The sequence below is a fragment of the Paracoccus sp. SSJ genome, assembly GCF_030234105.1.
Lineage (GTDB): Bacteria > Pseudomonadota > Alphaproteobacteria > Rhodobacterales > Rhodobacteraceae > Paracoccus > Paracoccus denitrificans.
Map to the genome: position 1 here is coordinate 47,267 of NZ_JASSPE010000010.1, position 23,393 is coordinate 70,659.

General features: G+C 67.7%; 20 protein-coding genes. 16 read left to right on the forward strand and 4 right to left on the reverse strand.

Annotation, left to right across the window (positions count from 1 at the left end; translation table 11 throughout):
* Nucleotides 1–95: 95 nt before the first annotated feature.
* From QPR87_RS12670 to hspQ, 3 genes are all read left to right on the forward strand, one after another.
* Complete coding sequence (locus QPR87_RS12670; RefSeq protein WP_285049746.1) at nt 96–1,724, forward strand: Na/Pi cotransporter family protein; 1,629 nt, start codon at nt 96–98, stop codon at nt 1,722–1,724.
* Between the two features lie 211 nt (nt 1,725–1,935).
* A complete protein-coding gene (locus tag QPR87_RS12675) occupies nt 1,936–2,397 on the forward strand; it encodes a CreA family protein (RefSeq protein WP_011747157.1) in 462 nt (153 codons plus the stop codon).
* 231 nt (nt 2,398–2,628) lie between these two features.
* Nucleotides 2,629–2,961, forward strand: a complete 333-nt coding sequence (hspQ, locus tag QPR87_RS12680; RefSeq protein ID WP_011747158.1) for a heat shock protein HspQ — start codon at nt 2,629–2,631, stop codon at nt 2,959–2,961.
* Nucleotides 2,962–2,973: 12 nt separating this feature from the next.
* Here the strand turns inward: hspQ and QPR87_RS12685 are convergent, their stop codons facing one another.
* Together QPR87_RS12685 and QPR87_RS12690 are read right to left on the reverse strand one after the other, a co-directional pair.
* Entirely contained in the window at nt 2,974–3,468 is a 495-nt protein-coding gene (locus QPR87_RS12685) for an ATP-binding protein (protein WP_285049748.1), read from the reverse strand.
* 59 nt (nt 3,469–3,527) lie between these two features.
* Entirely contained in the window at nt 3,528–3,893 is a 366-nt protein-coding gene (locus tag QPR87_RS12690; RefSeq protein ID WP_104491331.1) for an STAS domain-containing protein, read from the reverse strand.
* A gap of 239 nt (nt 3,894–4,132) precedes the next feature.
* Between QPR87_RS12690 and QPR87_RS12695 the strand changes: the two genes are divergently transcribed.
* The 6 genes from QPR87_RS12695 (at nt 4,133) to QPR87_RS12720 (ending at nt 11,196) form a co-directional block, all read left to right on the forward strand.
* Nucleotides 4,133–4,510: a hypothetical protein gene (locus QPR87_RS12695; protein ID WP_285049750.1), complete on the forward strand. Its 378-nt coding sequence runs from the start codon at nt 4,133–4,135 to the stop codon at nt 4,508–4,510.
* Between the two features lie 20 nt (nt 4,511–4,530).
* On the forward strand, nt 4,531–6,993 hold the full coding sequence (locus QPR87_RS12700; RefSeq protein WP_285049752.1) for a M10 family metallopeptidase: 2,463 nt from the start codon (nt 4,531–4,533) through the stop codon (nt 6,991–6,993).
* A 210-nt stretch (nt 6,994–7,203) separates the two neighbouring features.
* Entirely contained in the window at nt 7,204–8,616 is a 1,413-nt protein-coding gene (locus tag QPR87_RS12705) for a circularly permuted type 2 ATP-grasp protein (protein WP_230998628.1), read from the forward strand.
* A 14-nt stretch (nt 8,617–8,630) separates the two neighbouring features.
* The gene (locus QPR87_RS12710; RefSeq protein WP_011747164.1) at nt 8,631–9,590 is read left to right on the forward strand and encodes an alpha-E domain-containing protein; all 960 of its coding nucleotides are present in this window, start codon (nt 8,631–8,633) and stop codon (nt 9,588–9,590) included.
* Nucleotides 9,591–9,600: 10 nt separating this feature from the next.
* Nucleotides 9,601–10,407 (forward strand): transglutaminase family protein, encoded by an 807-nt coding sequence (locus QPR87_RS12715; protein ID WP_104491334.1) that lies wholly within the window; start codon nt 9,601–9,603, stop codon nt 10,405–10,407.
* Between the two features lie 63 nt (nt 10,408–10,470).
* Nucleotides 10,471–11,196: a proteasome-type protease gene (locus QPR87_RS12720; protein WP_041529777.1), complete on the forward strand. Its 726-nt coding sequence runs from the start codon at nt 10,471–10,473 to the stop codon at nt 11,194–11,196.
* Nucleotides 11,197–11,208: 12 nt separating this feature from the next.
* On the opposite strand, the gene mutS is transcribed toward QPR87_RS12720, so the two are convergent.
* Entirely contained in the window at nt 11,209–13,845 is a 2,637-nt protein-coding gene (mutS, locus tag QPR87_RS12725) for a DNA mismatch repair protein MutS (RefSeq protein ID WP_285049756.1), read from the reverse strand.
* A gap of 156 nt (nt 13,846–14,001) precedes the next feature.
* Here mutS and QPR87_RS12730 point away from each other — a divergent pair, with 156 nt between their 5' ends.
* The 6 genes from QPR87_RS12730 (at nt 14,002) to QPR87_RS12755 (ending at nt 21,025) form a co-directional block, all read left to right on the forward strand.
* Nucleotides 14,002–14,841 (forward strand): 2-keto-4-pentenoate hydratase, encoded by an 840-nt coding sequence (locus tag QPR87_RS12730; RefSeq protein WP_011747168.1) that lies wholly within the window; start codon nt 14,002–14,004, stop codon nt 14,839–14,841.
* 144 nt (nt 14,842–14,985) lie between these two features.
* Complete coding sequence (locus QPR87_RS12735; RefSeq protein WP_285049758.1) at nt 14,986–16,092, forward strand: ABC transporter substrate-binding protein; 1,107 nt, start codon at nt 14,986–14,988, stop codon at nt 16,090–16,092.
* Nucleotides 16,093–16,145: 53 nt separating this feature from the next.
* A complete protein-coding gene (locus tag QPR87_RS12740) occupies nt 16,146–16,994 on the forward strand; it encodes an ABC transporter permease (protein ID WP_285049759.1) in 849 nt (282 codons plus the stop codon).
* Nucleotides 16,991–17,773 (forward strand): ABC transporter permease, encoded by a 783-nt coding sequence (locus QPR87_RS12745; protein WP_011747171.1) that lies wholly within the window; start codon nt 16,991–16,993, stop codon nt 17,771–17,773. Before QPR87_RS12740 ends, QPR87_RS12745 begins: the two co-directional genes overlap by 4 nt.
* Nucleotides 17,770–18,804, forward strand: coding sequence for an ABC transporter ATP-binding protein (locus QPR87_RS12750; RefSeq protein WP_011747172.1), 1,035 nt, complete (start codon nt 17,770–17,772; stop codon nt 18,802–18,804). Before QPR87_RS12745 ends, QPR87_RS12750 begins: the two co-directional genes overlap by 4 nt.
* A 505-nt stretch (nt 18,805–19,309) precedes the next feature.
* A complete protein-coding gene (locus tag QPR87_RS12755) occupies nt 19,310–21,025 on the forward strand; it encodes a calcium-binding protein (RefSeq protein ID WP_285049761.1) in 1,716 nt (571 codons plus the stop codon).
* A 35-nt stretch (nt 21,026–21,060) separates the two neighbouring features.
* On the opposite strand, the gene QPR87_RS12760 is transcribed toward QPR87_RS12755, so the two are convergent.
* Nucleotides 21,061–21,834 (reverse strand): WecB/TagA/CpsF family glycosyltransferase, encoded by a 774-nt coding sequence (locus tag QPR87_RS12760; protein WP_285049762.1) that lies wholly within the window; start codon nt 21,832–21,834, stop codon nt 21,061–21,063.
* Nucleotides 21,835–21,951: 117 nt separating this feature from the next.
* Here QPR87_RS12760 and QPR87_RS12765 point away from each other — a divergent pair, with 117 nt between their 5' ends.
* Nucleotides 21,952–23,376 (forward strand): hypothetical protein, encoded by a 1,425-nt coding sequence (locus QPR87_RS12765; RefSeq protein ID WP_011747175.1) that lies wholly within the window; start codon nt 21,952–21,954, stop codon nt 23,374–23,376.
* Nucleotides 23,377–23,393 lie beyond the last annotated feature (17 nt).

Here is a 23,393-nt window from a genome sequence, read left to right on the forward strand (position 1 = left end):
TGTCTCAAATCCCCCGCATCCATTGACCCCCGCGCATCCGGGGCCAAATATCAGGGGAGGCGCGCCCCTCGCGGCGCGTCAGGAGGTGAAGCGCCGTGCAGTCCCTTTCCGTGATCTTCCAGCTGGCCGGCGCCGTGGCGCTGCTGCTTTTCGGGCTTGGACTGGTCCGCGACGGGATGGTGCGCGCCTTCGGTGTCAGGCTCAAGATGGTGCTGGGGCGGGGCACGCGCACCGGGTTGCGGGCCTTTGTTTCCGGGCTGGTGGCGACGCTGGGGCTGCAAAGCTCGACCGCGACGGCGCTGATGACGGCCTCTTTCGTGGATCGCGGCATGATCCGGCCCCGCATGGCGCAGATCGTGCTGCTGGGCGCCAATCTGGGCACGGCGCTGACCGCGTGGATCGTCGCCTCGGGGATCGAGGCGCTGGTGCCGGTGCTGCTGCTGGTCGGTTACGTGCTGCGCCGCCAGGATCGCCGGGGCTGGTCGGGCGGCGGGCTGGCGCTGATCGGCATTGCACTGATGCTGCTGTCGCTGGGTTTGCTGGGTCATGCGACCGAACCCTTGCGCGAATCCGCGGCCATGGCGGCCTTTCTGGCCATGCTGGGCAATGCCTGGCCGGTGGCGCTGGCCATCGCGGCGGGGCTGGCGGTGATCTGTTCGTCCTCTCTGGCGGTGGTGATGCTGGTGCTGTCTCTGGGCATGGAGCCGGCCTTGACCGTCGTTCTGGTGCTGGGCGCCAATCTGGGCGGGGCGATCCCGCCGGTGCTGGCCACGGCCGGGCAGGGCATCGCCGCCCGCCGCGTCGCCTTGGGCAACCTGATCGTGCGTGCCGTCGGCTGTCTTGTGGCGCTGCCCCTGGCCGGGCAGGTGGCGCAGCTTCTGTCCGCCGTGCCCCTGCCCGAGACGGGGCTGGCGGTCGAGGCGCATCTGGCCTTCAACCTGGTGCTGGCGGCGGTGATCTGGCCCTTCTCGGGGCTGGTCACCCGCCTGACCGCCCTGATCCTGCGCGAAGAGGAGCAGCCGCCGCCGATCGAGGCGCAGTTGCTGGACGGGCATGCGCTGGACACCCCCGCCGTGGCGCTGGCCCGCGCCAGCCGCGCGGCGCTGGCCATCGGCGATGTGGTCGAGCGGATGTTGCAGCAGGCCCGCACCGCCTTTGCCCGCGGCGACGATGCGCCCCTGGCCGAGGTCTCGGTGCTGGAGGAGCGGGTGGACCGCATGCAGCAGGAGGTCAAGAGCTTCCTGTCCCGCCTGGGCCGCGAGGCGGGCGAGGATGAGCGGCGCCAGGCCATCACCATCCTCGACTACGTCATCAACCTGGAGCATGTGGGCGACATCATCGACAAGGGACTCGGTCCCGAGATTCGCAAGAAGGCCGCGCTGTCCCTGCGCTTTTCCGACGAGGGCTATCGCGAACTCGACGGGTTGTTCCTGATGACCATCGAGAACCTGCAGCTTGCCCAGACCGTCTTCATGACCCGCGACCGCGACCTGGCGCGGCAGTTGATGGAGGAAAAGGTCGAGATCCGGCGGCTGGAGCGACTGTCGGCGCAGCGCCACCTGATGCGGCTGCGCGAGGGGCAGGCGGACAGCCAGCAAACCTCCTCGCTGCATCTGGACATCCTGCGCGACCTGAAGCGGGTGAACGCGCATATCGTCTCGGTCGCGCATCCCATCCTGGACGAGGCCGACCTGCTGATCGAAAGCCGGCTGAAGACCGGCTAGGCTGAAGACCGGCTAGCAGGGCGGGCGCCGCGCCATGCGGCGGGCCGGAGACCGGCTCTTCGGACCCCGTGGCGGCGATTCCGGCGAGCGCCACAGCCGGCCGCATTTCCGCCGCCGGTCCGCAGGCCCGGACGAATACCCCGGCCAAGGGGCTTGCGGCGGCGGGGCGGGCTTGCCATCCTCCATCCGGTTCCGCTGCCTGGAGGTCGAGATGAAGCCATGGATCGCTGCCCTGCTGCTGACGGCCGTGCCCGCTTCGGCCGAGATCGTCGGCAAGGTCGGGGTGGACTGGGTCGGCAACGACATCATCGTCGAGGCCATCGCCGATCCCGGGGTGCAGGGCGTGACCTGCCATCTGGCCTATTTCGACCGCTCGGTGATCGATCGGCTGAGCCAGGGAAACTGGTTCGAGGATCCCTCGAATTCCGCCATCGAATGCAGCCGGACGGGGCCGGTCAGGCTTGGCGACATCCGGCGCGGCCCAAAGGGCGAGGAGGTGTTCAGCGCCTCGCGCTCGCTGATCTTCAAGTCGCTGCGGGTCAAGCGGATCTATGACGAGCAAAATCAGGTCCTGGTCTATCTGGCCCATGCCGATCAGGTGAAGGAGGGGTCGGCCAAGATGTCGATCTCTACCGTGGCGCTGGAGCCGGGCGAGGGGTTGCCGGCCCGCTGAACCCTCCCGTGTCCTGCCGCCGTGACGAAGCACCGGCCGCACCGGCTTCGCATGCCCGGCCGCTGTGGCCGATCCGGCCCAGGAGTCGGCCTGGCCCCCGGCGTGATGCGGATTTCGGATGATCGCAGCCCCGGCCTGTGAGAAACTCGCACCTGGCGGGGCGGTTTGCAGCCGACAGGTGGACAGCGGGGCCACGGGGCTGTAAGAGCCGCGCCAAACAGGAACGGTGAGATGCGGATTCCGTCCAAGAGCGCGAAATACAATCTGGGCCAGGTGGTGCGTCATCGCGAACATCCGTTCCGCGGTGTGGTCTTCGACGTGGACCCGGAATTCGCCAATACCGAGGAATGGTACGAATCCATCCCCGAGGATTCGCGGCCGTCGCGCAACCAGCCGTTCTATCACCTCTATGCCGAGACCGAGGCGACCTATTACGTCGCCTATGTTTCCGAGCAGAACCTGGTGCCCGATTATTCGGGCGAACCGCTGGAACATCCCGAGGTGACGGAGATGTTCGGCGAATTCCAGGACGGCCGCTATCCGTTGCAGTTCGGGCTGAACTGATCGCCCGGCCCCTCAGGTCGTGCCGGCTGCGGGAGCGTTTTGCAGCAGCGGCTCGGTCACCGGAACGATGAAGGCCAGGAAATTCCGCCGCCCCTCGCGGAAATAGCTGAGCGAGGCGGTCAGGTCCTGGATCAGGAACCAGCCGAAACCGCCTTCGGGCAGCAGCAGGATCGCCTCGGCGTCGCGGGGCGGCGGAGCGGTCCAGGGCAGGCCATGCGCGGCAAGGCATGAGGCCGGCAGCGGCCGGCCGTCATCGGTCACCGCGCAGGCGATGCCGCCGACATGGCGCGCGACGCAAAGATGGATCAGCGGCGCATGGGCCCGCCCGTCCAGGCGCAGGGCCTCGTAGCGGGTGCCGTGCTCACAGATGTTGTTCAGCACTTCGGCCAGTGCCAGTTCCAGCTTGGCGATCACTTCGTCCCCGGCGCTGCCGTCGAACCTTTCGCGCAGAAACAGCAGCGCGGCGCGCACGGTTGTGGGATCGGCACGGAAGATGCGGTGAAACATCGGCTGGCGTCGGGGCGGAGGGCGACGCAGCCGGCTTCCGGCAGGTTCGGGCGAGGCGTTCATTCTTCGGGCCTTTTCTGCCCCGGGTCGGGGTCACCGGGGGGCTCGGGCGCGTCGCCGGTCTTGCGGATGGTCAGCACGGTATGCATCCGGGTCAGCTGGAACACCCGCTCGACATTCGGCGTCAGCCCGGTCAGCGTCAACTGCCGCCCGGCGGGCATGGCCTTGTAGATCGCGATCACCGCGCCAAGGCCCGAGCTGTCCATGAATTCGACCCCGCCCAGATCCAGCGTCACATGTGGTCCACCCCGCGCGATCAGGCCGCGCACGCGGTCCTTGAAGGCGGTGGCGATGGCGGCGTCGAGGCGCTTTTCATCGACGCGGATCGTCAGCCCGTCCGGCTGGAGCAGCAGTGTCAGTTGCATTTTCGGTTCCGTCGTTTCGGTGTGGTGCGATCCCCTTCTAGGCCGGAAACCTTTACCATCCGGTAAGCGCCGGGCGGATTTCCTGCGCATCAGGGGCCGGAAATGCACGGCATTTTCATGAATTGCGGGTCGGATGACGTGATTTGCGCCGGTTGTTCCTGCGTTGCGTTGGCATGTTCGGGCGGAGCGGGTTAACCATTGATCCGAATGACCCCCGCATCCGCACGAGAGACGACGCCATGCGCCTTGCCCTGCTGCCGGCAACCCTGTTAGCGGCCTGCGTCGTGACCGGCGCGGTGGCGGATCCTGCCAGGCTGACCTGCCCCCCGGGCGACAATGCCCTGGTGGCGCAGCTATGCGCTGCGCTGGACGAGGCGCTGGGCCAGCACGATGCGCGGCCCGAAGGCATGCCCTGGACGCAGTTGGTCCTGGATGCCGAAAGCCCGCGCCCCGACATCCTGCGCGCCAGGCTGACGGTCGAGAGCGCCTCGGGCCGGCACCAGGGCGAGGAGATCGTGCTGTCGGTGACGGATCGGCCCTCGATTCCCGATGAGCGGGTCCGGGCCCTTGCCCGGGCGCTGCTGGAAACCGCGCTTTCGCAAGCCGCACGTAATTGATTTCGCACAAGGACGATTCCATGACGCTCACGGGCAGAAACCTGACCTTTGCCGATGCCGCCGGCACGACCCTGCACGAGACGGCCGCGGTCGTCCGCGCGGTCCGCACCGAGGGCGGCGATGCGCCGGCGGGGCGCTCGACCGGCTATGCGATGGCGGTGGGGGACACGTTCAACGGCACCCTGAGCGCGGGCGACAGGGATTGGGTGCGCGTTGAGTTGCAACCGGGCAGCTATGTCATCACGCTGGATTCGCGCGGCGCGGCCGGCGTCTACGATCCGTATTTGCGGGTCATGGACGACGATGGCGTGCAGGTCGCCCAGAACGACGACGGCGACGGGCTGAACTCGCGCCTGGTGCTGAACGTGGCCCAGCCCGGCACCTATTACTTGGAGGCGGGCAGCTATGCCGGGCTTTACTCGGGCGCCTACAGCCTGAATCTGGCGGCGACGGGGCCGACGCACCACTTCACCATGGCCGAGATCGCCCTGCAGCTGACCGACGGCTACTGGGAGGCGACCGGGCGGTCGCGCCGCGCCTTCGATGTCGGGCAGGGCGATGTGCTGAACGTGGACCTGTCGGGGCTGACGCAGGAGGGGCGGCAATTGGCCGGCATGGCGCTGTCGGCCTGGGCGCAGGTGACGGGCATCGTCTTCAACCGCAATCCCGGGCCGAACGCGACCATCCACATCACCTTCGACGACAGCGACTGGGGGGCCTGGTCCTCGTCGATGACCAGCGGCGACCGCATCGTCAGCTCGCATGTGAATATCGGGTTGGACTGGCTGATCAGCTATGGCACGGGCTACAACAGCTACAGCTATCAGACCTATATCCACGAGATCGGCCATGCCCTGGGGCTGGGTCATGCGGGGAACTACAACGGCAGCGCCGTCCTGGGGGTGAACAACCACTATCTGAACGACAGCTGGCAGGCATCGGTGATGTCCTATTTCGACCAGGCGGAGAATGTCTGGGTCGATGCCAGCTTTGCCTATATCGCCTCGCCCATGACCGCCGACATCCTGGCGATCCAGCGGCTTTACGGTCCGACCGCGATCCGCACCGGCAACAATACCTATGGCGAAACCACCAATGCCGGGCCAAGCTATGCCACCATCGCGGCGCTGCTGCGCAATGCGGATACGCGGGACGACATCGCCTTTACCATCTTCGACCAGGGCGGCGTGGACATGCTGGACCTGGGCACCGACACGCGTGGCCAGCGCATTTCGCTGGTGGCGGGGACGTCGTCCAACGCCTATGGGCTGGTGGGCAATATCTCGATCATGCCCGGCACGCTGATCGAGAACGCGCAGGCCGGCCGTGGCAACGATCTGGTCATCGGCAACTGGGCCGACAATATCCTGCGCGGCGGCGCCGGCAACGACACGCTTCGTGGTGCGGCGGGCAATGACACGCTGAACGGCCAGGGCGGCGCCGACCGACTTGTGGGTGGTGTGGGCGACGACGTCTATGTCACCGATGGCCGGGACCAGATCGTCGAGGCGGCGGGGCAGGGCATCGATACGGTGCGTTCTACCGTCACCCTGCAACTGGGTGCCAATCTGGAGAATCTGGTGCTGATCTCGAACGCGGCGCAGGACGGCGGCGGCAATGCGCTGGCCAACCGGCTGACCGGCAATGCCCATGCCAACCGGCTGGAGGGCTTTTCCGGCAACGACACGCTGCTGGGCGGTCAGGGCAACGACACGCTGTATGGCGGCAACGGCTGGGACGTGCTGGGCGGCGGCGCCGGGGCCGACCTGCTGATCGGCGGCAACGGCAACGACATCCTGCGCGGCTGGACCGGCAACGATACGCTTCGCGGGGGGGCCGGCAATGACACGCTGAACGGCCAGGGCGGTGCCGACCGGCTTGAGGGCGGCGCGGGCGACGACGTCTATGTCACCGATGGCCGGGACCAGATCATCGAGGCGGCGGGGCAGGGCATCGATACCGTGCGTTCTACCGTCACCTTGCGGCTGGACGCCAATCTGGAGAACCTGGTGCTGATCTCGAACGCGGCGCAGGACGGCAGCGGCAATGGGCTGGCCAACCGGCTGACCGGCAATGCCCATGCCAACCGGCTGGAGGGCTTTTTCGGCAACGACACGCTGCTGGGCCGCCAGGGCAACGATCTGCTGTTTGGCGGCCAGGGTGACGACTGGCTGGAGGGTGGCGCCGGTGCCGACCTGCTGATCGGCGGCCAGGGCGACGACACCATGCTGGGCGGGGCCGGTGCCGATCATTTCGTCTTTCAGGGCGGCCGGGATGTCGTGGGCGATTTTCAGGACGATCTGGATACGCTTCGCATCGACGACGCGCTTTGGGGCGGTGGTGCGCGCAGCGTGGCGCAGGTCCTGCAACTCGCCCATGTCGCGGGCGGCAATACCGTCTTCGATTTCGGCAACGGCAATGTGCTTACGCTGAACGGGTTTGCCAATATCGCCGCATTGCAGGACGACCTGATCATCGTCTGAGGCACTGCCCGCGGAATCGGCAGCCCTGTTGCGGCCGGTTTCCCATCCTTTCCGCCTCCCCCGAGCCGTGTCGGCCTTTTTTGCCTGTTATTTCGGCAGAAAAGGCCCGGCGCTCGTCAAACCCTGATTTCGTTTTGGCCGCAGGCGCCGCTGCTGTGGACAGCGCCAGCGAGGATGCGAAGATCATGGGCACAGGGAAGGGTGGCAGCGATGACGATTTACTACAATGAAATGGTCGATGGCGGCCTGGTGCGCGAGCCCTACGCCATGCTCTCGGACTGGATCGAGACCATGCCGGCCGAGATCCGCCAGATGAAGCAGGCCGAGGCCGAGGCGCTGTTTCGCCGCATCGGCATCACCTTCGCCGTGTATGGCGAGGGCGGCGACCCGGACCGGCTGATCCCCTTCGACATGATGCCGCGGGTGTTCCTGCAAGGCGAATGGCGCCGGCTGGAGCGCGGCATCAAGCAGCGGGCGCGGGCGCTGAACGCCTTTCTGCGCGATGTCTACGGCCGGGGCGAGATCGTGCGCGCCGGCCGCATCCCGGCGCCGCTGGTCTATCGGAACGCCGCCTATGAAAAGGCGGTGGTCGGCTTCGTGCCGCCGCGCGGGGTGTTCTCGCATATCGTCGGCATCGACATCGTGCGCACCGGCCGGGACGAGTTCCATGTGCTGGAGGACAATTGCCGCACCCCCTCGGGCGTCAGCTACATGCTGGAGAACCGCGAGATCATGATGCGGATGTTTCCGGCGCTGTTTCGCAACAACCGCATCGAGCCGGTGGACCAGTATCCCGAATTGCTGCGCCGCACGCTCGCCTCGGTGGCGCCGGCGAAATGCGAGGGCGAGCCGACCGTGGTGATCCTGACGCCCGGCCATTACAACAGCGCCTATTACGAGCACAGCTTCCTTGCCAACCTGATGGGGGTGGAGCTGGTCGAGGGCAGCGACCTGTTCGTCGACGGCGGCTTCGTCTACATGCGCACCACGCAGGGGCCGAAACGGGTGGACGTGATCTATCGCCGCATCGACGACCAGTTCCTCGACCCGCTGTGCTTTCGCCGCGATTCCATGCTGGGCGTGCCGGGGCTGATGGATGTCTGGCGCTCGGGCGGGGTCTCGATCGCCTCGGCGCCCGGCGCGGGCGTGGCCGACGACAAGGCGGTCTATACCTTCGTGCCCGAGATGATCCGCTTCTATCTGGGCGAAGAGCCGATCCTGAACAACGTCCAGACCTGGACGCTGTGGAAGGACGACGACTACCGCTATGTCATGGCCAACCTCAAGGACCTGGTGGTCAAGGAGGTGCATGGCTCGGGCGGCTACGGCATGCTGATCGGGCCGCGCGCGACCAAGGCCGAGATCGAGGCCTTTGCCGAGCGCATCAAGGCCGATCCCGGCAATTACATCGCCCAGCCCACGCTGGCGCTGTCCACCAGCCCGACCTTTGTCGACGAGGGCGTGGCGCCGCGCCACGTCGATCTGCGCCCCTTCTGCCTTTGCGGCGACCGGATCGAGCTGGTGCCCGGCGGGCTGACCCGCGTGGCGCTGCGCGAGGGCTCGCTGGTGGTGAACTCGTCGCAAGGCGGGGGCGTCAAGGACACCTGGGTTCTGTCGGAATAGGAAAGGGGCCAGCCATGCTCAGCCGCACCGCCGCCAACCTGTTCTGGATGGGCCGCCATCTGGAGCGCGCCGAAACCGCCGCCCGCCTTCTGGACGTGGGTGCGCGCATCACCCTGCTGCCGAACACCGCCGAGGGCTATCGCAACGAATGGGAATCGCTCTTGCGCGCCTCGGGCGCGCAGGCCGCCTTTGCCGAGCGCTACGGCGACGAGATCACCCAGGAGAACGTCGAGACCTGGCTGTTCTTCGACCATGCCAACCCTTCCTCGGTCGCCTCGTGCATCGAGCGCGCGCGCGAGGGCGGGCGGATCGTGCGCACGGCGCTGACCAGCCAGGTCTGGGACGCGCTGAACAGCGCCTATCAGGATCTGCGGGCGCTGGAACGCCGGTCGCGCGGCCAGCTCGACCCCGCCATGCTGACCGATTTCACCACCCGGCACAGCTCGACCGTGCGCGGGGCGATCAACGCCACGCAACTGCGCAACGACGGCTGGCATTTCATCAATCTGGGCTATTCGCTGGAACGTGCCGACGCCACCGCCCGGCTGCTGGACGTGAAATACTTCGTGTTGCTGCCGCGGGTCGAGTTCGTGGGCTCGGGCCTCGACAATTACCAATGGCAGGTGATCCTGCGCGCGCTTTCGGCGCATCGGGCGTTCCACTGGGCCTATGGCGGCGAGGTGACGGCCAGCAAGGTCGCGGATTTCCTGATCCTGAACGGCGAGAGCCCGCGTTCGCTTCTGACCTCGCTTTACGAGGCGGTCTGGCATCTGGACGGGCTGGTGCGCCGCTATGGCGCCGCGGTGCCGGCCAGCGCCTCGGCCCGCGCGCATGAGACGCTGGAGCAGTTGATCGCCCGCGACATCGAGGCGATCTTCGACGAGGGGCTGCACGAGTTCCTGTCCTGGTTCATCAATGAGGTGGCCAGCATCTCGAATGCCGTGCATGACGATTACCTGAGCGGACGGATGTAGGGGGCGGACGATGCGGCTGAAGATCACCCACGAGACCAGCTATTGCTACGATCCGCCGGCGCAGGGACTGGTGCAGAGCCTGCGGCTGACGCCCTCGGTCCATGAGGGGCAGCGGGTCGCGGACTGGACGATTTCGGTCAGCGGCGGCCAGCGCGGCGCCGCATTTCGCGACGGTGCCGGCGACTGGATCGAGGGCTGGACCGTGCGCGGCCCGGTGCAGGAGATCGTGGTCTCGATCGCCGGCCAGGTCGAGACCCGCGACACCGCCGGCGTGCTGCGCGGCCACCGCGAGACGGTGAATCCGCTGGTCTATCTGCGCCCCACGGCGGCGACCCGGATCGACGCGGCGTTGCGCGACCTTGCCCTTTCCGAACAGGGCGAGGACGGGCTGGACCTTGCGCACCGGCTGGCCGCGGCCGTCGCAAGGGCCATCGCCTATGAGCCGGGCGTGACCGAGGCGCATACCACCGCCGCCGAGGCCCTGGCGCTGGGGCAGGGGGTCTGCCAGGACCATGCCCATGCGCTGATCGCCTGCGCCCGCGAACGCGGCCTGCCGGCGCGCTATGTCTCGGGCTATCTGCATTCCAATGCCGGGGGCGAGCCGCATGACGCCGCCCATGCCTGGGCCGAGATCCATGTCGGCTCCCTCGGCTGGGTCGGCTTCGACGCCGCGAATGCCTGCTGCCCGGACGACCGCTATGTCCGGCTGGGCTCGGGGCTGGACGCGGACGATGCGGCGCCTGTGCGCGGCACCACCTTCGGCTCGGGCGAGGAAAGCCTGGACGTGCGGGTGCAGGTCGAGGAGATGGAGCAGTAACCCCGGTTGCACGGGGCGCGGGGCGGTCGTATTCCTCGGGGAATTCTGTGCCAGGAAACGGTCATGACCTATTGCGTCGGCTTGAAGCTCAACGAAGGGCTGGTTCTGCTCTCGGATACCCGGACGAATGCCGGGCTGGACAATATCTCGACCTATCGCAAGATGTTCTTCTTCGAGCAGCCGGGCGAGCGGGTGATCGCCATCCTGACCGCCGGCAGCCTGTCGCTGACCCAGACCACCATCGCGCGGCTGCAAGAGGCCATCGACCTGCCCGAGGCCGACGAGACCAGCTCGATCATGCATGCCGCGACCATGCTTCAGGTCGCGACGATCATCGGCCAGACGCTGAACCGCACCCGGCGCGAGATCGTCGAGCAATGCCGCGACCTGAACCAGCAGGCCAGCGCCAGCATGATCGTCGGCGGCCAGCGCGCGGGCGGCGAGATGCGGCTGTTCCTGGTCTACCCCGAGGGCAATTTCATCGAGGCGACCGAGGACACGCCGTTTCTGCAGATCGGCGAGCATAAATACGGCAAGCCGATCCTGGACCGGGTGGTGCGGCCCGACACCTCGCTGGCCGATGCGCAAAAGGCGGTGCTTCTGTCGATGGATTCGACGCTGCGCTCGAACCTGTCGGTGGGGATGCCGCTGGACCTTGCGGTGATCCGCAAGGACGACTGCCGGGTCAGCCACAAGCGCCGCATCCTCGAGGGCGACCCGGCCTTCATGGCCATGTCCGCCGCCTGGTCCGCCGCGCTGCGCGACAGTTTCGTCAAGGTGACGATCTAGCGCCGCCCGCCGTCACGGCTCGCCATCCAGCATGCCGCGCAGCTCATAGACCAGGTCCAGCGCCTCGCGGGCGCTGATCGTGTCGGGGTTCAGGCTGCGCAGGCGATCCTCGACCACCGAGGGCCTCGCCTTGCCCGCGGCTGCGGGTGCCGGCGCGGCGCGGAACAGCGGCAGGTCGTCGAGCAGCGCGGCGGGCTTGCCGGTGCCCTGCCGCTCGCCGCTTTCCAGCTGGTGCAGGATGTCGCGGGCGCGATCCACAACCGAGGGCGGCAGCCCCGCCAGCCGCGCCACCTGCACGCCATAGGAGCGGTCGGCGGCGCCCTTCCTGACCTCGTGCAGGAAGATCACCTCGCCCTCCCATTCGCGCACCGCGACGGTGGCGTTCTCGACGCCCGGCAGGCGCGCCGACAGCGATGTCATCTCGTGGTAATGCGTGGCGAACAGCGCCCGGCAGCGGTTCGTGGCATGCAGATGCTCCATCACCGCCCAGGCGATGCTGAGCCCGTCCCAGGTCGCGGTGCCGCGCCCGATCTCGTCCAGGATCACCAGCGCATGGTCGTCGGCCTGGTTCAGGATCGCCGCCGTCTCGACCATCTCGACCATGAAGGTCGAGCGGCCGCGCGCCAGATCGTCCGCCGCGCCGACGCGGCTGAAAAGCTGGCTGACCAGCCCGATATGGGCGCGGCGCGCGGGCACGAAGCCGCCCGTCTGCGCGAGGATGGCGATCAGCGCATTCTGGCGCAGAAAGGTCGATTTTCCGGCCATGTTCGGGCCGGTCAGCAGCCAGATCGCCGGGGTCTCGCCTTGGGTCAGCGCGCAGTCGTTGGCGACGAAAGCCTCGCCCTTGCGCTTGAGCGCACGCTCCACGACCGGGTGCCGGCCGCCCTCGATCACGAAGGCGCGGCTGGCATCGACCTCGGGGCGCACCCAGCCCTCGCCCGAGGCGAGGTCGGCGAAAGCGGCGGTCAGGTCGATCTCGGCCAGCGCGCGGGCCGCCTGCCCGACGGGGCCGGCCTGGTCCAGCACGGCGCGGGACAGGCGGGCAAAGATCTCGCGCTCGATCTCCAGCGCGCGGTCGCGGGCGTTGAGGATGCGGGTTTCCAGTTCGGACAACTCGACCGTGGTGAAGCGGATCTGGTTCGCCGTGGTCTGGCGGTGGATGAACCGCTCGTTCAGCGGCGGGGCCAGCATCCGTTCCGCATGGGTCGAAGTCGTCTCGATGAAGTAACCCAGGACGTTGTTATGCTTGATCTTCAGGCTCTGCACGCCGGTCTCGGCGATATAGTCGGCTTGCATGCGGGCGATGACGCCGCGGCCCTCGTCGCGCAGGCGGCGGGTTTCGTCCAGGTCCTCGTCATAGCCCGGCGCGACAAAGCCGCCGTCGCGCGCCAGCAAGGGCGGTTCGGCCACCAGCGCCTCGTCCAGCAGGTCGATCAGCGCGTCGTGGCCGGTCAGGTCGCGCGCCGCCTCGGCCAGCACGGCGATCTCGTCGTTGCCCAGCATTGCGGCGATGGCCGCGCCTTGCGTCAGCCCGGCGCGGATTGCGGCCAGGTCGCGCGGCCCGCCCCGCTCCAGCGCCAGTCGCGATAGGGCACGGTCCATATCGGGCGCGCGCGACAGCGCCTCGCGCAGATCGGCGGTCAGGCGCGGCTCGTCCACCAGATGCGCCACCGCCGCCTGCCGGGCGTGGATTTCGTCCAGGTCGCGCGAGGGGGCGCTGATGCGGCGTTCCAGCAGCCGCGCGCCGCCCGCCGTCACGCTGCGGTCGATGGCGGCCAGCAGGCTGCCCTCGCGCCCGCCGGACAGGGCCTGCGTCAGCTCCAGGTTGCGGCGTGTCGCGGCGTCGATCTGCATGGCGCCGCCAAGCGCCTCGCGCACCGGCGGGCGGATCAGCGGCATCCGGCCCTTTTGCGTCAGTTCCAGGTAATCGGCGATGGCACCCATGGCGGCCAGTTCGGCGCGGGAAAACTGGCCGAACCCGTCCAGCGTCTCGACCGAAAACAGCGCGCACAGCCGGCGCGTCGCCGCGCTGCTGTCGAAGCTGCCGCCGGGCAGTTCCGTCAGCGCGGCCCCCGCCTCGGCGGCGATCTCATCGAGGTTCGCGCCCTCGGCCGCCAGCAATTCGCGTGGCGCGTGGCGGGCGAGTTCGGGGGCCAGCCGCGCCGGCGGGCAGGGCATGACGCGGAAGGCGCCGGTCGAGATGTCCACCCAGGCCAGCGCCGATTCATCGCGCACACTGGCAAAGCTGGCCAGGAAATTGTGCCGCCGCGCCTCCAGCAGCGATTCCTCGGTCAGCGTGCCGGGGGTGACGAGCCGCACCACATCGCGGGCGACGACGGATTTGCTGCCGCGCTTCTTGGCCTCGGCCGGATCCTCCATCTGCTCGGCGATGGCGACGCGGAAGCCCTTGCGGATCAGCGTCAGCAGGTAGCTTTCGGCGGCATGGACCGGCACGCCGCACATCGGGATCGGCTCGCCCAGATGGGTGCCGCGTTTCGTCAGCGCGATGTCGAGGGCGGCGGCGGCGGCCACCGCGTCCTCGAAGAACATCTCGTAGAAATCGCCCATGCGATAGAACAGCAGCGCGCCGGGATTGGCCTCGCGGATCGCGAGATACTGCGCCATCATCGGGGTGGGTTGGTCGCTCATGTCCAGCCTTGTCGCCTGCGGTCCCGTTCTTCTAGGGGATGCGCGGGCCGATGCAAACAGGATGCGGGCAAGTTGCCGCAGCAACGCAAGAATCCCGGTGACAGCCGCCCCTTGTTGCGGCATCGTCTGCGGGAAAACAGTCTTGGGGCGGTGGCGATGAAATCGTTGATTCTGGGCGCAATCATGCTGCCGTTCGCGGGCGTGGCCGTCGCAGCCTGCCCGGATGTCTCGTTGATGCAGAACGCCGCGCGCGGCTGGATCGCCGGCCAGCGCCTGCCCGACCCGCTGGTGCGCACCGTCGAGGAGGGGGCCTGCGCCTATGCCAGTTTCCGCAGCGTGCTGGAGGCGGAACTGGGCGCTCCGGTCGGGGTGAAGGTCGGCTTCACCTCGAAGCCGGTGCAAGAGCGGTTCGGCGTGTCCGAGCCGGTGGCCGGAGCGCTGTTCGCGCCGATGCTGCTGCCGGACGGGGCGCGGCTCAGCCTAAAGGGCGGCCGCGACCCGTTTTTCGAGGCCGATCTGGTCGTGACCGTGGGCAGTTCCGCCATCATGCAGGCCCGGACGCGCGAAGAGGTGGCGGCCGCGCTCAAGGATGTGCGGCCCTTCATCGAATTGCCCGACCTGGCGCTGCAAAAGGACGTGGTGCCGACCGGACCCCTGATGGTGGCCTATGGCGTCACGCCCTGGCGCGGCGTGCTGGGGCGGGGCATCCCGATTTCCGAATTGCGCGATCCGGTCGCCGATCTGGCGGCGCTGACGGTGAACCTGAAACTTGACGGCAAGAGCATCGGCACCGGCTCGGGCGAGATGCTGCTGGGCCATCCGCTGGACGTGGTGTTGTGGCTGGTCCAGCAGGGCCGCTATGAGCTGAAGCCCGGCTCGGTGATCTCGTTGGGTTCGCTGGGCACGCTGCATCCCGCCCAGCCCGGCCACCGGGTCGAGGCCGAATACCGCATCGGCGGCAGGGCCATGAAGGTGGGGCTGGTGCTGGTGCCCTGAGCGGCCGGGGCTGGGCGTGGTTCCCTTGGGTCAACCGCGAAAAAAAGCTTTGCCAGCAGGGCCTTCCTGTCGCAAGACTGTCATGGGGGGCCGCTAGGTGGCATCCAGCCGCCGATGGGGCGTGTTCTGGAACGGAGTTGACCAATGACCATTCAATCGACCGCGGCAGGACTGGCCGCGCTGACCCTGCTGGCGGGTTCGGGGGCGGCCGTGGCCCAGGACCTGGCGGCGCTGGAAGAGGCCGCCAAGGCCGAGGGCATGCTGACCACCATCGCCCTGCCGCATGACTGGTGCAACTACGGCGGCGTGATCGAGGGCTTCAAGGCGAAATACCCCGAGATCAAGGTCAACGAGCTGAACCCCGACGCGGGTTCGGCCGACGAGTTGGAGGCGATCCGCGCCAACAAGGACAACAAGGGGCCGCAGGCGCCCGACGTGATCGACGTGGGCCTGTCCTTCGGCCCGCAGGCCAAGGCCGAGGGGCTGATCCAGCCCTACAAGGTCGCGGCCTGGGACACGATTCCCGACGATGCCAAGGATGCCGAGGGCTATTGGTATGGCGATTATTACGGCGTGATGGCCTTTGGCGTGAACACCGACCTGATCGACGAGGCGCCGCAAAGCTGGAAGGACCTGACCAAGCCGGAATACGCGAACGCCTTCGCGCTGGCGGGCGATCCGCGCGCCTCGGCCCAGGCGATCATCTCGGTCATGGCGGCGGGCATCGCCAATGGCGGCGAGCCGGGCGAGGCATCCGGCCAGAAGGGCATGGAATTGATGGCCGATGTGAACAAGGCCGGCAATTTCGTCCCGGTCATCGGCAAGTCGGCGACCATCGCCCAGGGTGCGACGCCCATCGTCACCGCCTGGGACTACAACCTGCTTTCCTGGCGCGACAGCCTGAACGGCAACCCGCCGGTCGAGGTGATCATCCCCGAGGACGGCGTGGTCGCGGGCGTCTATGTGCAGGCGATCTCGGCCTATGCGCCGCATCCGAACGCGGCCAAGCTGTGGATGGAATACCTGTATTCGGACGAGGGCCAGCTGGGTTGGCTCAAGGGCTATTGCCACCCGATCCGCTTCAACGATCTGGCGGCCAACGGCAAGATCCCGCAGGAACTGCTGGGCGCGCTGCCCCCGGCCGAAGCCTATGAAAAGGCGATCTTCCCGTCGCTGGAGCAGCAAGAGGCCAACAAGAAGGTCGTGACCGAGGGCTGGGACGGCACCGTCGGCGCGGCGGTCCAGGAATAAGGCGCGGCGGCCCCGCTTGGATGGCGGGGCCGCCCCCGAACTTGCGAGACGGAATGAGACAGATCGGCTGGAACTGGCTGGGCGTGGTGCCCTTTTTCGCCTTTGCGTTGCTGTTTCTGGTGTTGCCGACGATGAACATCGTCATCGGCGCATTCCAGAACCCGCAGGGCGAGTTCACGCTGGCCAATCTGGCCGGGCTGGCCTCGCCGCGGATCGTGTCGAGCTTTGCCATCTCGATCAAGATCTCGCTGGCCTCGGCGCTGCTTGGCTGCCTGATCGGCTTTGCCATGGCGGCGGCGGTGATCATGGGCGGCGTGCCGCGCTGGATCAAGGGGCCGCTGATGACGTTCTCGGGCGTCGCCTCGAACTTCGCCGGCGTGCCGCTGGCCTTTGCCTTCATCGCCACGCTGGGGCGGGTGGGGCTGGTGACCATGCTGCTGCGGCAATGGTTCGGCATCAACATCTATGCCATGGGCTTCAACCTGCTGTCGTTCTGGGGCCTGACGCTGACCTATCTGTTCTTCCAGATCCCGCTGATGATCCTGATCATCACCCCGGCGCTGGAGGGGCTCAAGCGCGAATGGCGCGAGGCGGCCGAGGTGCTGGGCGCCTCGACCGGGCAATATTGGCGCATGGTGGCGCTGCCGATCCTGTTCCCGTCGCTGCTGGGCACCTTTGCGCTGTTGTTCGCCAACAGTTTCGGGGCGGTGGCGACGGCCTATGCGCTGACCGGCTCGTCGCTGTCCATCGTGCCGATCATGCTGTTCGCGCAGATCCGGGGCGACGTGCTGCAAGACCCGCATCTGGGCTATGCCATGGCCTTCGGCATGATCGTCGTCACGGGCCTTGCCAATCTTGCCTATGTCGTCATGCGCGCCCGTGCCGAACGGTGGATGCGATGAGGCGGGTCTGGTCCTGGGCGGCGCTGATCGTCGGCGGGCTGTATTTCCTGCTGCCGCTGATCGGCACCATCGAGTTCTCGCTGCGGATGCGGCGCGGGGAATATTCGCTGGACGCCTATCGCTCGGTGCTGTCGGACCCGAATTTCCGCGCCACCTTCAGCTATTCGGTGGCCATGGCGCTGCTGACCATCGTGCTGGGCGTGCTGATCGTGGTGCCGACCGCCTATTGGGTGCGGCTGCGCCTGCCGCGGCTGCGCCCGGTCATCGAGTTCATCACCCTGCTGCCGCTGGTCATTCCTGCGATCGTCGTCGTCTTTGGCTATATCCGGCTTTACAATACCTCGTCGGTGCTGCCGCTGACCGGCACCGCCTCGGGCACCAACCTGCTGCTGTTGTGCGGCTATGCCACGCTGGCGCTGCCCTACATGTATCGCGCCGTCGATACCGGGCTGTCGACGCTGGACGTGCGCTCGCTGACCGAGGCGGCGCAATCGCTGGGTGCCGGCTGGGTGCGCATCATCGGCCGGCTGATCCTGCCCAACGTGCTGGGCGCGGTGATGTCGGGCGCCTTCCTGTCCTTTGCCATCGTCATCGGCGAATTCACCATGGCGGCGCTGCTGAACCGGCCGGCCTTCGGCCCCTACATGCAGCTTCTGGGTGCGAACCGCGCCTATGAGCCGGCGGCGCTGGCGGTGATCGCCTTTGCCGTCACCTGGGGCTGCATGGGGCTGATGCAGCTGATTTCCCGCCTGTTCGGCACACGGATACGACCGACATGAGCTTCCTGACCCTTGATCACCTGCAGAAATCCTTTGGCGCGACCCGGGTCGTGCATGACTTCGACCTGGCCATCGAGAAGGGCGAGTTTGTGTCCTTCCTGGGCCCTTCGGGCTGCGGCAAGACCACGGTGCTGCGCATGGTCGCGGGGTTCGAGACGCCCACGGCGGGCCGGGTGGTGATCGACGGGCAGGACGTGACCCGGGCACGCCCGAACCAGCGCCAGATCGGCATGGTGTTCCAGTCCTATGCGCTGTTCCCGAACCTGACCGTGGCCGAGAACGTGGGCTTCGGCCTGCGCGTCGCCGGCGTCCCGCGCGCCGACCGCGCCGGCCGCGTGGCCGAGATGCTGGACCTGATCGGCCTGCCCGACCTGGGCGGGCGCTATCCCTGGCAGCTTTCGGGCGGCCAGCAGCAGCGCGTGGCGCTGGCCCGGGCCCTGGCGCCGCGCCCGCGGGTGCTGCTGCTGGACGAGCCGCTTTCGGCGCTGGATGCCAAGATCCGCGTCAGCTTGCGCAACCAGATCCGCGAGATCCAGCAGCAGCTTGGCATCACCACCATCTTCGTCACCCATGACCAGGAAGAGGCGCTGTCGATTTCCGACCGCATCGTGGTCATGCACAAGGGCATCGCCGACCAGACCGGCACGCCCGCGCAGATCTACAACCAGCCCGCCACGGATTTCGTCGCCGGCTTCGTTGGCACGCTGAACCGCTTCGAGGCCGAGGTGCTGGACGCTGCCCGCGGCCTTGTCCGGGTCGAGGGCGCCGAGATCGCGCTGGACCGGCCGCTGCCCGCCGGGCGCATCACCTTGGCGGCGCGGCCCGAAAGCCTGCGCATTGCGCCCGATGGCATCCCGGCCGAGATCACCGGCGTCGAGTTCCTGGGCTCGGTCCAGCGCCTGCGGGCGCGGGCGGCCGGGCGCGAGGTGGTGCTGGACCGTTTCAACGAACCGGGGGCCGAACTGCCAAGCCCCGGCGCGCAGGTGCGTCTTGCGGCGCCGGGGGCCGGCTGGCTGGTTCTGACCGGCTGAGCCCCCGGCCCGGCACCTGCCCAAAAACACAGCTGAACTTGCGGCCGCGGATCGGGTTAGATCGGCGAAAACCTGCCGGATCGGCCGTAGCGTGCGGCGGTCTTTCGCGTGTCCCCTCGGCGCCTCATCCAAGGGCGGGCCAAGGGATCGTCGAAGGCCCCGGATTCACGACGGATTGCGGTTGAGCATCCTGCGGTGGTGATGACACGGGCAGGCTCAATCGCGGGATGCGACCGATTCGCCGATCAGGGGCGGCAAGGCTGTCGTTTCCGGGCGGGACGAGCCGGTCGGCGCAACGCCATGGATGGAACGGAAAGGAACGGAACACCTAGAAACCCACAACTCCAACGCGAAACACATCAGAAAAACCGGCGGTTTCCTGTCCAAAAGGATAGGTGCAACGGTTCTGGCCGATTCACTCTAATCCGCCCCGGATAGGCGAACGGGCGGGATATTGTGCTGTTTTTCGAAGCCTATCCCCATCGACATCGAACTGGGGACAGACATGGCCGTGATTTCTGGGACGGCGGGCAATGACAGCCTGCGCGGAACTGCGGGGCGTGATACGATTACCGGCCTTGGCGGGAACGACACGCTGAACGGGGGTGCAGGCAGCGATTCCGTGCATGGCGGGCCGGGGGCGGATGTGCTGATCTGGAATCAGGACGCGAACTCCCGCGGCAATCTCGACATCTATCACGGCGGCAGCGCGCAAGAGCGCTACGACCCCAATCCTTACGGCGACCTGGCCGGCGGCGACCGGCTGCACCTGAACGGCGCCGACGGCTTTCGCGTCACCTTCAACACCAGCGAGAACGGCTATGCCCTGGACGCCTTTGGCAACCGGCTGAACTTCGTGGGCTTCGAGCGGCTCCAGACCGGCGCGGGCAACGACTGGATCAGCGCCCAGGGCTCCAAGCTGAACGCCGCGCGCGGCTCGGGCGTCAACCACACGCCGGTGCATGGCGTCACCATCAACAGCGGCGGCGGCCACGACTATGTCCATGGCGGACCGGGCGACGACGTGCTGGACGGCGGCAACGGCAACGACACCATCTATGGCGGCAACGGCAACGACCTGCTGATGCCCTCGCAGGGCAACGACTTCGGCCATGCCGGGGCGGGCGACGACAATGTGCGCTGGGGCAACAATGGCGGCATGGCGCCGATCCAGAACATCGGCCGCGACACGCTGGTCGGCGGTGCCGGCCACGACCTGCTGAACATATGGGCCAAGGGCGACGGAGAGAACAGCGTCGGCGCCAATGTGGTGTTCACCAGCCGCAGCGCCGGCCATGCCAGCTATCCGCAGGCCAACGGCACGCTGGTCTTTCGCGAGTTCGAGCAGTTCTGGACCCATGAGGGCCGGGACACGGTCAGCGCGGCGAATGCCGATATCGGCGTGAATGCGCGGGGCATCCAGATCAACACCCGTTGGGGCGACGACCGCATCACCGGCAGCGCCGGCAGGGACACGATCGAGGGCGGCCAGGGCGCCGATACCATCAACGGCGGTCGCGGCAACGACTTCATCTCGATGACCGACGATATCCATGCCGCGAATGGCGGCCTGGCCGCGCGGGATGCGGCGCGCGACGTTCTGATCCTGAACGACGGCTTCGGCGTCGATACCATCCGCGCCTTCCAGGTCGGCGACGAGCGCGACGCGGGCGGCAACATCCTGCGCCACGGCGACCGGCTGAACGTCACCGGGCTGCATGATGCGCAGGGCAATCGGGTCGATGTGGGCGATGTCCGGATTTCCGGGCAGAACGGCAATGCGGTCCTGTCCTTTCCAAACGGCGAGCGGCTGATCCTCGAGGGCGTCGCTCCGGCGACCCTGACCCGCGCCGTGCTGAACCAGATGGGCATTCCGCTGACCGCTGCGCAGAACAGCCAGGCTCCGGCGCAGACCATGCAGGCGGCGCAGACCATGCAGGCCGAGGACGGCGCCGCGGCCAAGACGGCCGCCGCCGCCCCGTTGGAAGGCACGCTTGCCGAGACGGTGGATCAGGATGCCCCCGGCCCGGCCTCGCACGGCCCAACGCCCGCCCGCGCGGTCTTCGACGGGCCGGCCGAGGGCGTGCCGCATGCTTCCGGCTGGAATCACGGCGAGCTTCTGGACGCCTATCGCCAGTTGCTGGCACAGCATGAGGGGCAGGGGGCGGGCACCCTGCATGCGTTGACCCTGGCGGACAGCCTGCATTTCGACTGGACCTGAGCCTCGGGGCGTCCGCGACCTGCGGCGTCCCTCTTTTATCTGGGCGCCTCGTCGTTTCCGGCGCGCAGCGCCAGCGCCCGGCGCAGATGGCCGGGCAGGATGGCGAAGCCTTTGGCATAGCGCACGAACAGCCGGCGTGGATTGGACAGCATCCGCCACAGCCATTCCAGCTTCAGCCGGCGCATGAGCTGCGGCGCCCGGCGCTGATGGCCCGAAAGAAAGTCGAGCCCGGCCCCGATCGAGGCGAAGCCCACGTCGCCAAGCGCATCGCGGGCGCGGATGGCGAACAGTTCCTGCCGCGGAGCGCCAAGCGCCAGGAAGCACAGCCGCGCGCCCGAGGCGCGGATGCGGGCGATGATCTCGGCCCCTTCCTCGCCCATCGGGTCGAAGGGAAAGCCCGGCGCATGGGTCAGCGCGACCCGCAGCCCGGGCACCGCCGCCTGCATGCTTTGCGCGGCAAGGGCCAGCGATTCGTCGCTGCTGCCGATCAGCGCCACCGGCAGGCCGGCCCGCGCCGCCTCGGCGGCGAGCGGCAGCACCAGGTCCGAGCCGGGTGCCAGCGCCACGGGCCGGCCGGCGATCCGCGACAGCCAGACAATGGGATTGCCGTCGGCGCAGATCAGGTCATGTGCGGCATAGGCGCTGCGAAAGCGGGCATCCTCGCCCAGCCTTTGCAGGTGGTCGACGTTGATCGTGGCGATGGCGAAGCCGTGCTCGTCCGCCAGTCTCTGTCGCACGGCGGCAAGCAGCGCGGAAGAATCCCGGCAATTGATGCGGACGGCATTGCCGTCGGGAAAGCTGAAATGCATGATACGCCTCGGGTCCGGCCGGAACTGGCGGCAGGATGTGTTGGCGGCGAGGGGATTGCAACGTCCTTCCGGCCGTCGGTCGAGAAGGCGGCCCTGCCGCGGGACGGGAGTCGGGCCATGCCCATATTGGCCTTGATGGTGCTGTTGACCTGGCCGGTGGTCGTGGCGGTCCTGTTCCAGCGCATGGAGCGGGAACGGGCGCTGATCTGGTCGATCTTTGCCGGCTACCTGCTGCTGCCGCAACTGGTCGAGATCGACCTGCCGGCCTTTCCCGGCCTGAACAAGCACATGATTCCGGCGCTCGCCGCCGCCGTCATGGTCTATTTCGTCACCAGGGACCAGGCCCGGGACGAGCCGGCCCCGCCGCCCATGGGGCCTTGGGTGCTGTTGCTTGTGGCGTTGAACTTCATCTCGCCCATCATGACGGCGATAACCAATCCCGATCCGCTGATCGACGGCATAAACTATCGCCCCGGCATGTCGATCAGCCAGGGAATCGCCGACCTGATCGTGCAGGCGCTGCTGTTCTTGCCCTTCTTCATGGGCTACAGGCTGCTCTGGAACGCCAAGGGGGCCGAGTTGTGGATCCGCTGCCTGCTGCTTGGCGTGCTGTGGTATTCGATCCCCATGCTGGCGGAACTGCGGCTGAGCCCGCAGATCAACGTCTGGGTCTATGGCTATTTCCAGCACGATTTCATCCAGACCATCCGCTATGGCGGCTATCGGCCCATCGTCTTTCTGGAGCATCCGCTGTGGGTGGCGCTGATGACCATGACCGCCTTCCTGTCGGCCATCGCCATCGCACGCAACGACCGCACGCGGCGCAACCTGCTGATCGCGATCTATTTGGGCTGCATCGTCTTTCTGTGCAAATCGGCGGGCGCGCTGCTGCAGTCGCTGATGGCGGCGCCGCTGGTGGCCTTTGCGCGGCCGCGCGTGATGGTGCTGGTGGCGGCGCTGGTGGCCACCGTGGCCTTTTCCTATCCGACGTTGCGCACGACACCCTGGATGCCGCTGCAGGGCGTGGTGGACCTGGCCATGTCGATCTCGCCCGATCGCGGGCAGTCGCTGGAATTCCGCCTGATGAACGAAGAGGCGCTGCTGGAGCGCGCGATGGAGCGGCCGGTCTTCGGCTGGGGCGGCTGGGGGCGGCCGCTGTTCTACGATCCCTACAGCGGCCGGCTGGCCTCGGTGCCGGACGGGCAATGGGTGATCATGGTCGGCGCGCGCGGCATCTTCGGCTATCTGGCGCAGTTCCTGCTGCTGCTGACGCCGATCTTCGCGCTGCTGCGGGCCATGCCGGGGGGCAGGAACCCGCCGCGCAAGAAGGAAATGGTGGTGCTGGGTGCGGTCGCGCTGATGCTGGCGATGAACATGCTGGACCTGATCCCGAACGCGACGATGACGCCGCTGACCTGGCTGACCGCCGGGGCGCTGCTGGGCAATGCCCGCCGGCTGCGGCAGGGCGCCTCGGATCAGGCCGATCTGACCGCGGCCGAGCGGATTCTGCCTAAAAAGGCAGGCCTGCGGACGGTTTTATAGGTTGGTCCAAAGCGCCG

Excerpts from the sequence above, each read along its gene's own strand:
- QPR87_RS12760 (WP_285049762.1), bottom strand. The coding sequence starts at position 21,834 with ATGCATTTCAGCTTTCCCGACGGCAATGCCGTCCGCATCAATTGCCGG.
- QPR87_RS12705 (WP_230998628.1), top strand. The coding sequence starts at position 7,204 with ATGACGATTTACTACAATGAAATGGTCGATGGCGGCCTGGTGCGCGAG.
- QPR87_RS12735 (WP_285049758.1), top strand. The coding sequence starts at position 14,986 with ATGACCATTCAATCGACCGCGGCAGGACTGGCCGCGCTGACCCTGCTG.
- QPR87_RS12755 (WP_285049761.1), top strand. The coding sequence starts at position 19,310 with ATGGCCGTGATTTCTGGGACGGCGGGCAATGACAGCCTGCGCGGAACT.
- hspQ (WP_011747158.1), top strand. The coding sequence starts at position 2,629 with ATGCGGATTCCGTCCAAGAGCGCGAAATACAATCTGGGCCAGGTGGTG.
- QPR87_RS12750 (WP_011747172.1), top strand. The coding sequence starts at position 17,770 with ATGAGCTTCCTGACCCTTGATCACCTGCAGAAATCCTTTGGCGCGACC.
- QPR87_RS12695 (WP_285049750.1), top strand. The coding sequence starts at position 4,133 with ATGCGCCTTGCCCTGCTGCCGGCAACCCTGTTAGCGGCCTGCGTCGTG.
- QPR87_RS12745 (WP_011747171.1), top strand. The coding sequence starts at position 16,991 with ATGAGGCGGGTCTGGTCCTGGGCGGCGCTGATCGTCGGCGGGCTGTAT.
- QPR87_RS12765 (WP_011747175.1), top strand. The coding sequence starts at position 21,952 with ATGCCCATATTGGCCTTGATGGTGCTGTTGACCTGGCCGGTGGTCGTG.
- QPR87_RS12675 (WP_011747157.1), top strand. The coding sequence starts at position 1,936 with ATGAAGCCATGGATCGCTGCCCTGCTGCTGACGGCCGTGCCCGCTTCG.
- QPR87_RS12730 (WP_011747168.1), top strand. The coding sequence starts at position 14,002 with ATGAAATCGTTGATTCTGGGCGCAATCATGCTGCCGTTCGCGGGCGTG.
- QPR87_RS12740 (WP_285049759.1), top strand. The coding sequence starts at position 16,146 with ATGAGACAGATCGGCTGGAACTGGCTGGGCGTGGTGCCCTTTTTCGCC.
- QPR87_RS12690 (WP_104491331.1), bottom strand. The coding sequence starts at position 3,893 with ATGCAACTGACACTGCTGCTCCAGCCGGACGGGCTGACGATCCGCGTC.
- mutS (WP_285049756.1), bottom strand. The coding sequence starts at position 13,845 with ATGAGCGACCAACCCACCCCGATGATGGCGCAGTATCTCGCGATCCGC.
- QPR87_RS12720 (WP_041529777.1), top strand. The coding sequence starts at position 10,471 with ATGACCTATTGCGTCGGCTTGAAGCTCAACGAAGGGCTGGTTCTGCTC.
- QPR87_RS12715 (WP_104491334.1), top strand. The coding sequence starts at position 9,601 with ATGCGGCTGAAGATCACCCACGAGACCAGCTATTGCTACGATCCGCCG.
- QPR87_RS12685 (WP_285049748.1), bottom strand. The coding sequence starts at position 3,468 with ATGTTTCACCGCATCTTCCGTGCCGATCCCACAACCGTGCGCGCCGCG.
- QPR87_RS12710 (WP_011747164.1), top strand. The coding sequence starts at position 8,631 with ATGCTCAGCCGCACCGCCGCCAACCTGTTCTGGATGGGCCGCCATCTG.
- QPR87_RS12700 (WP_285049752.1), top strand. The coding sequence starts at position 4,531 with ATGACGCTCACGGGCAGAAACCTGACCTTTGCCGATGCCGCCGGCACG.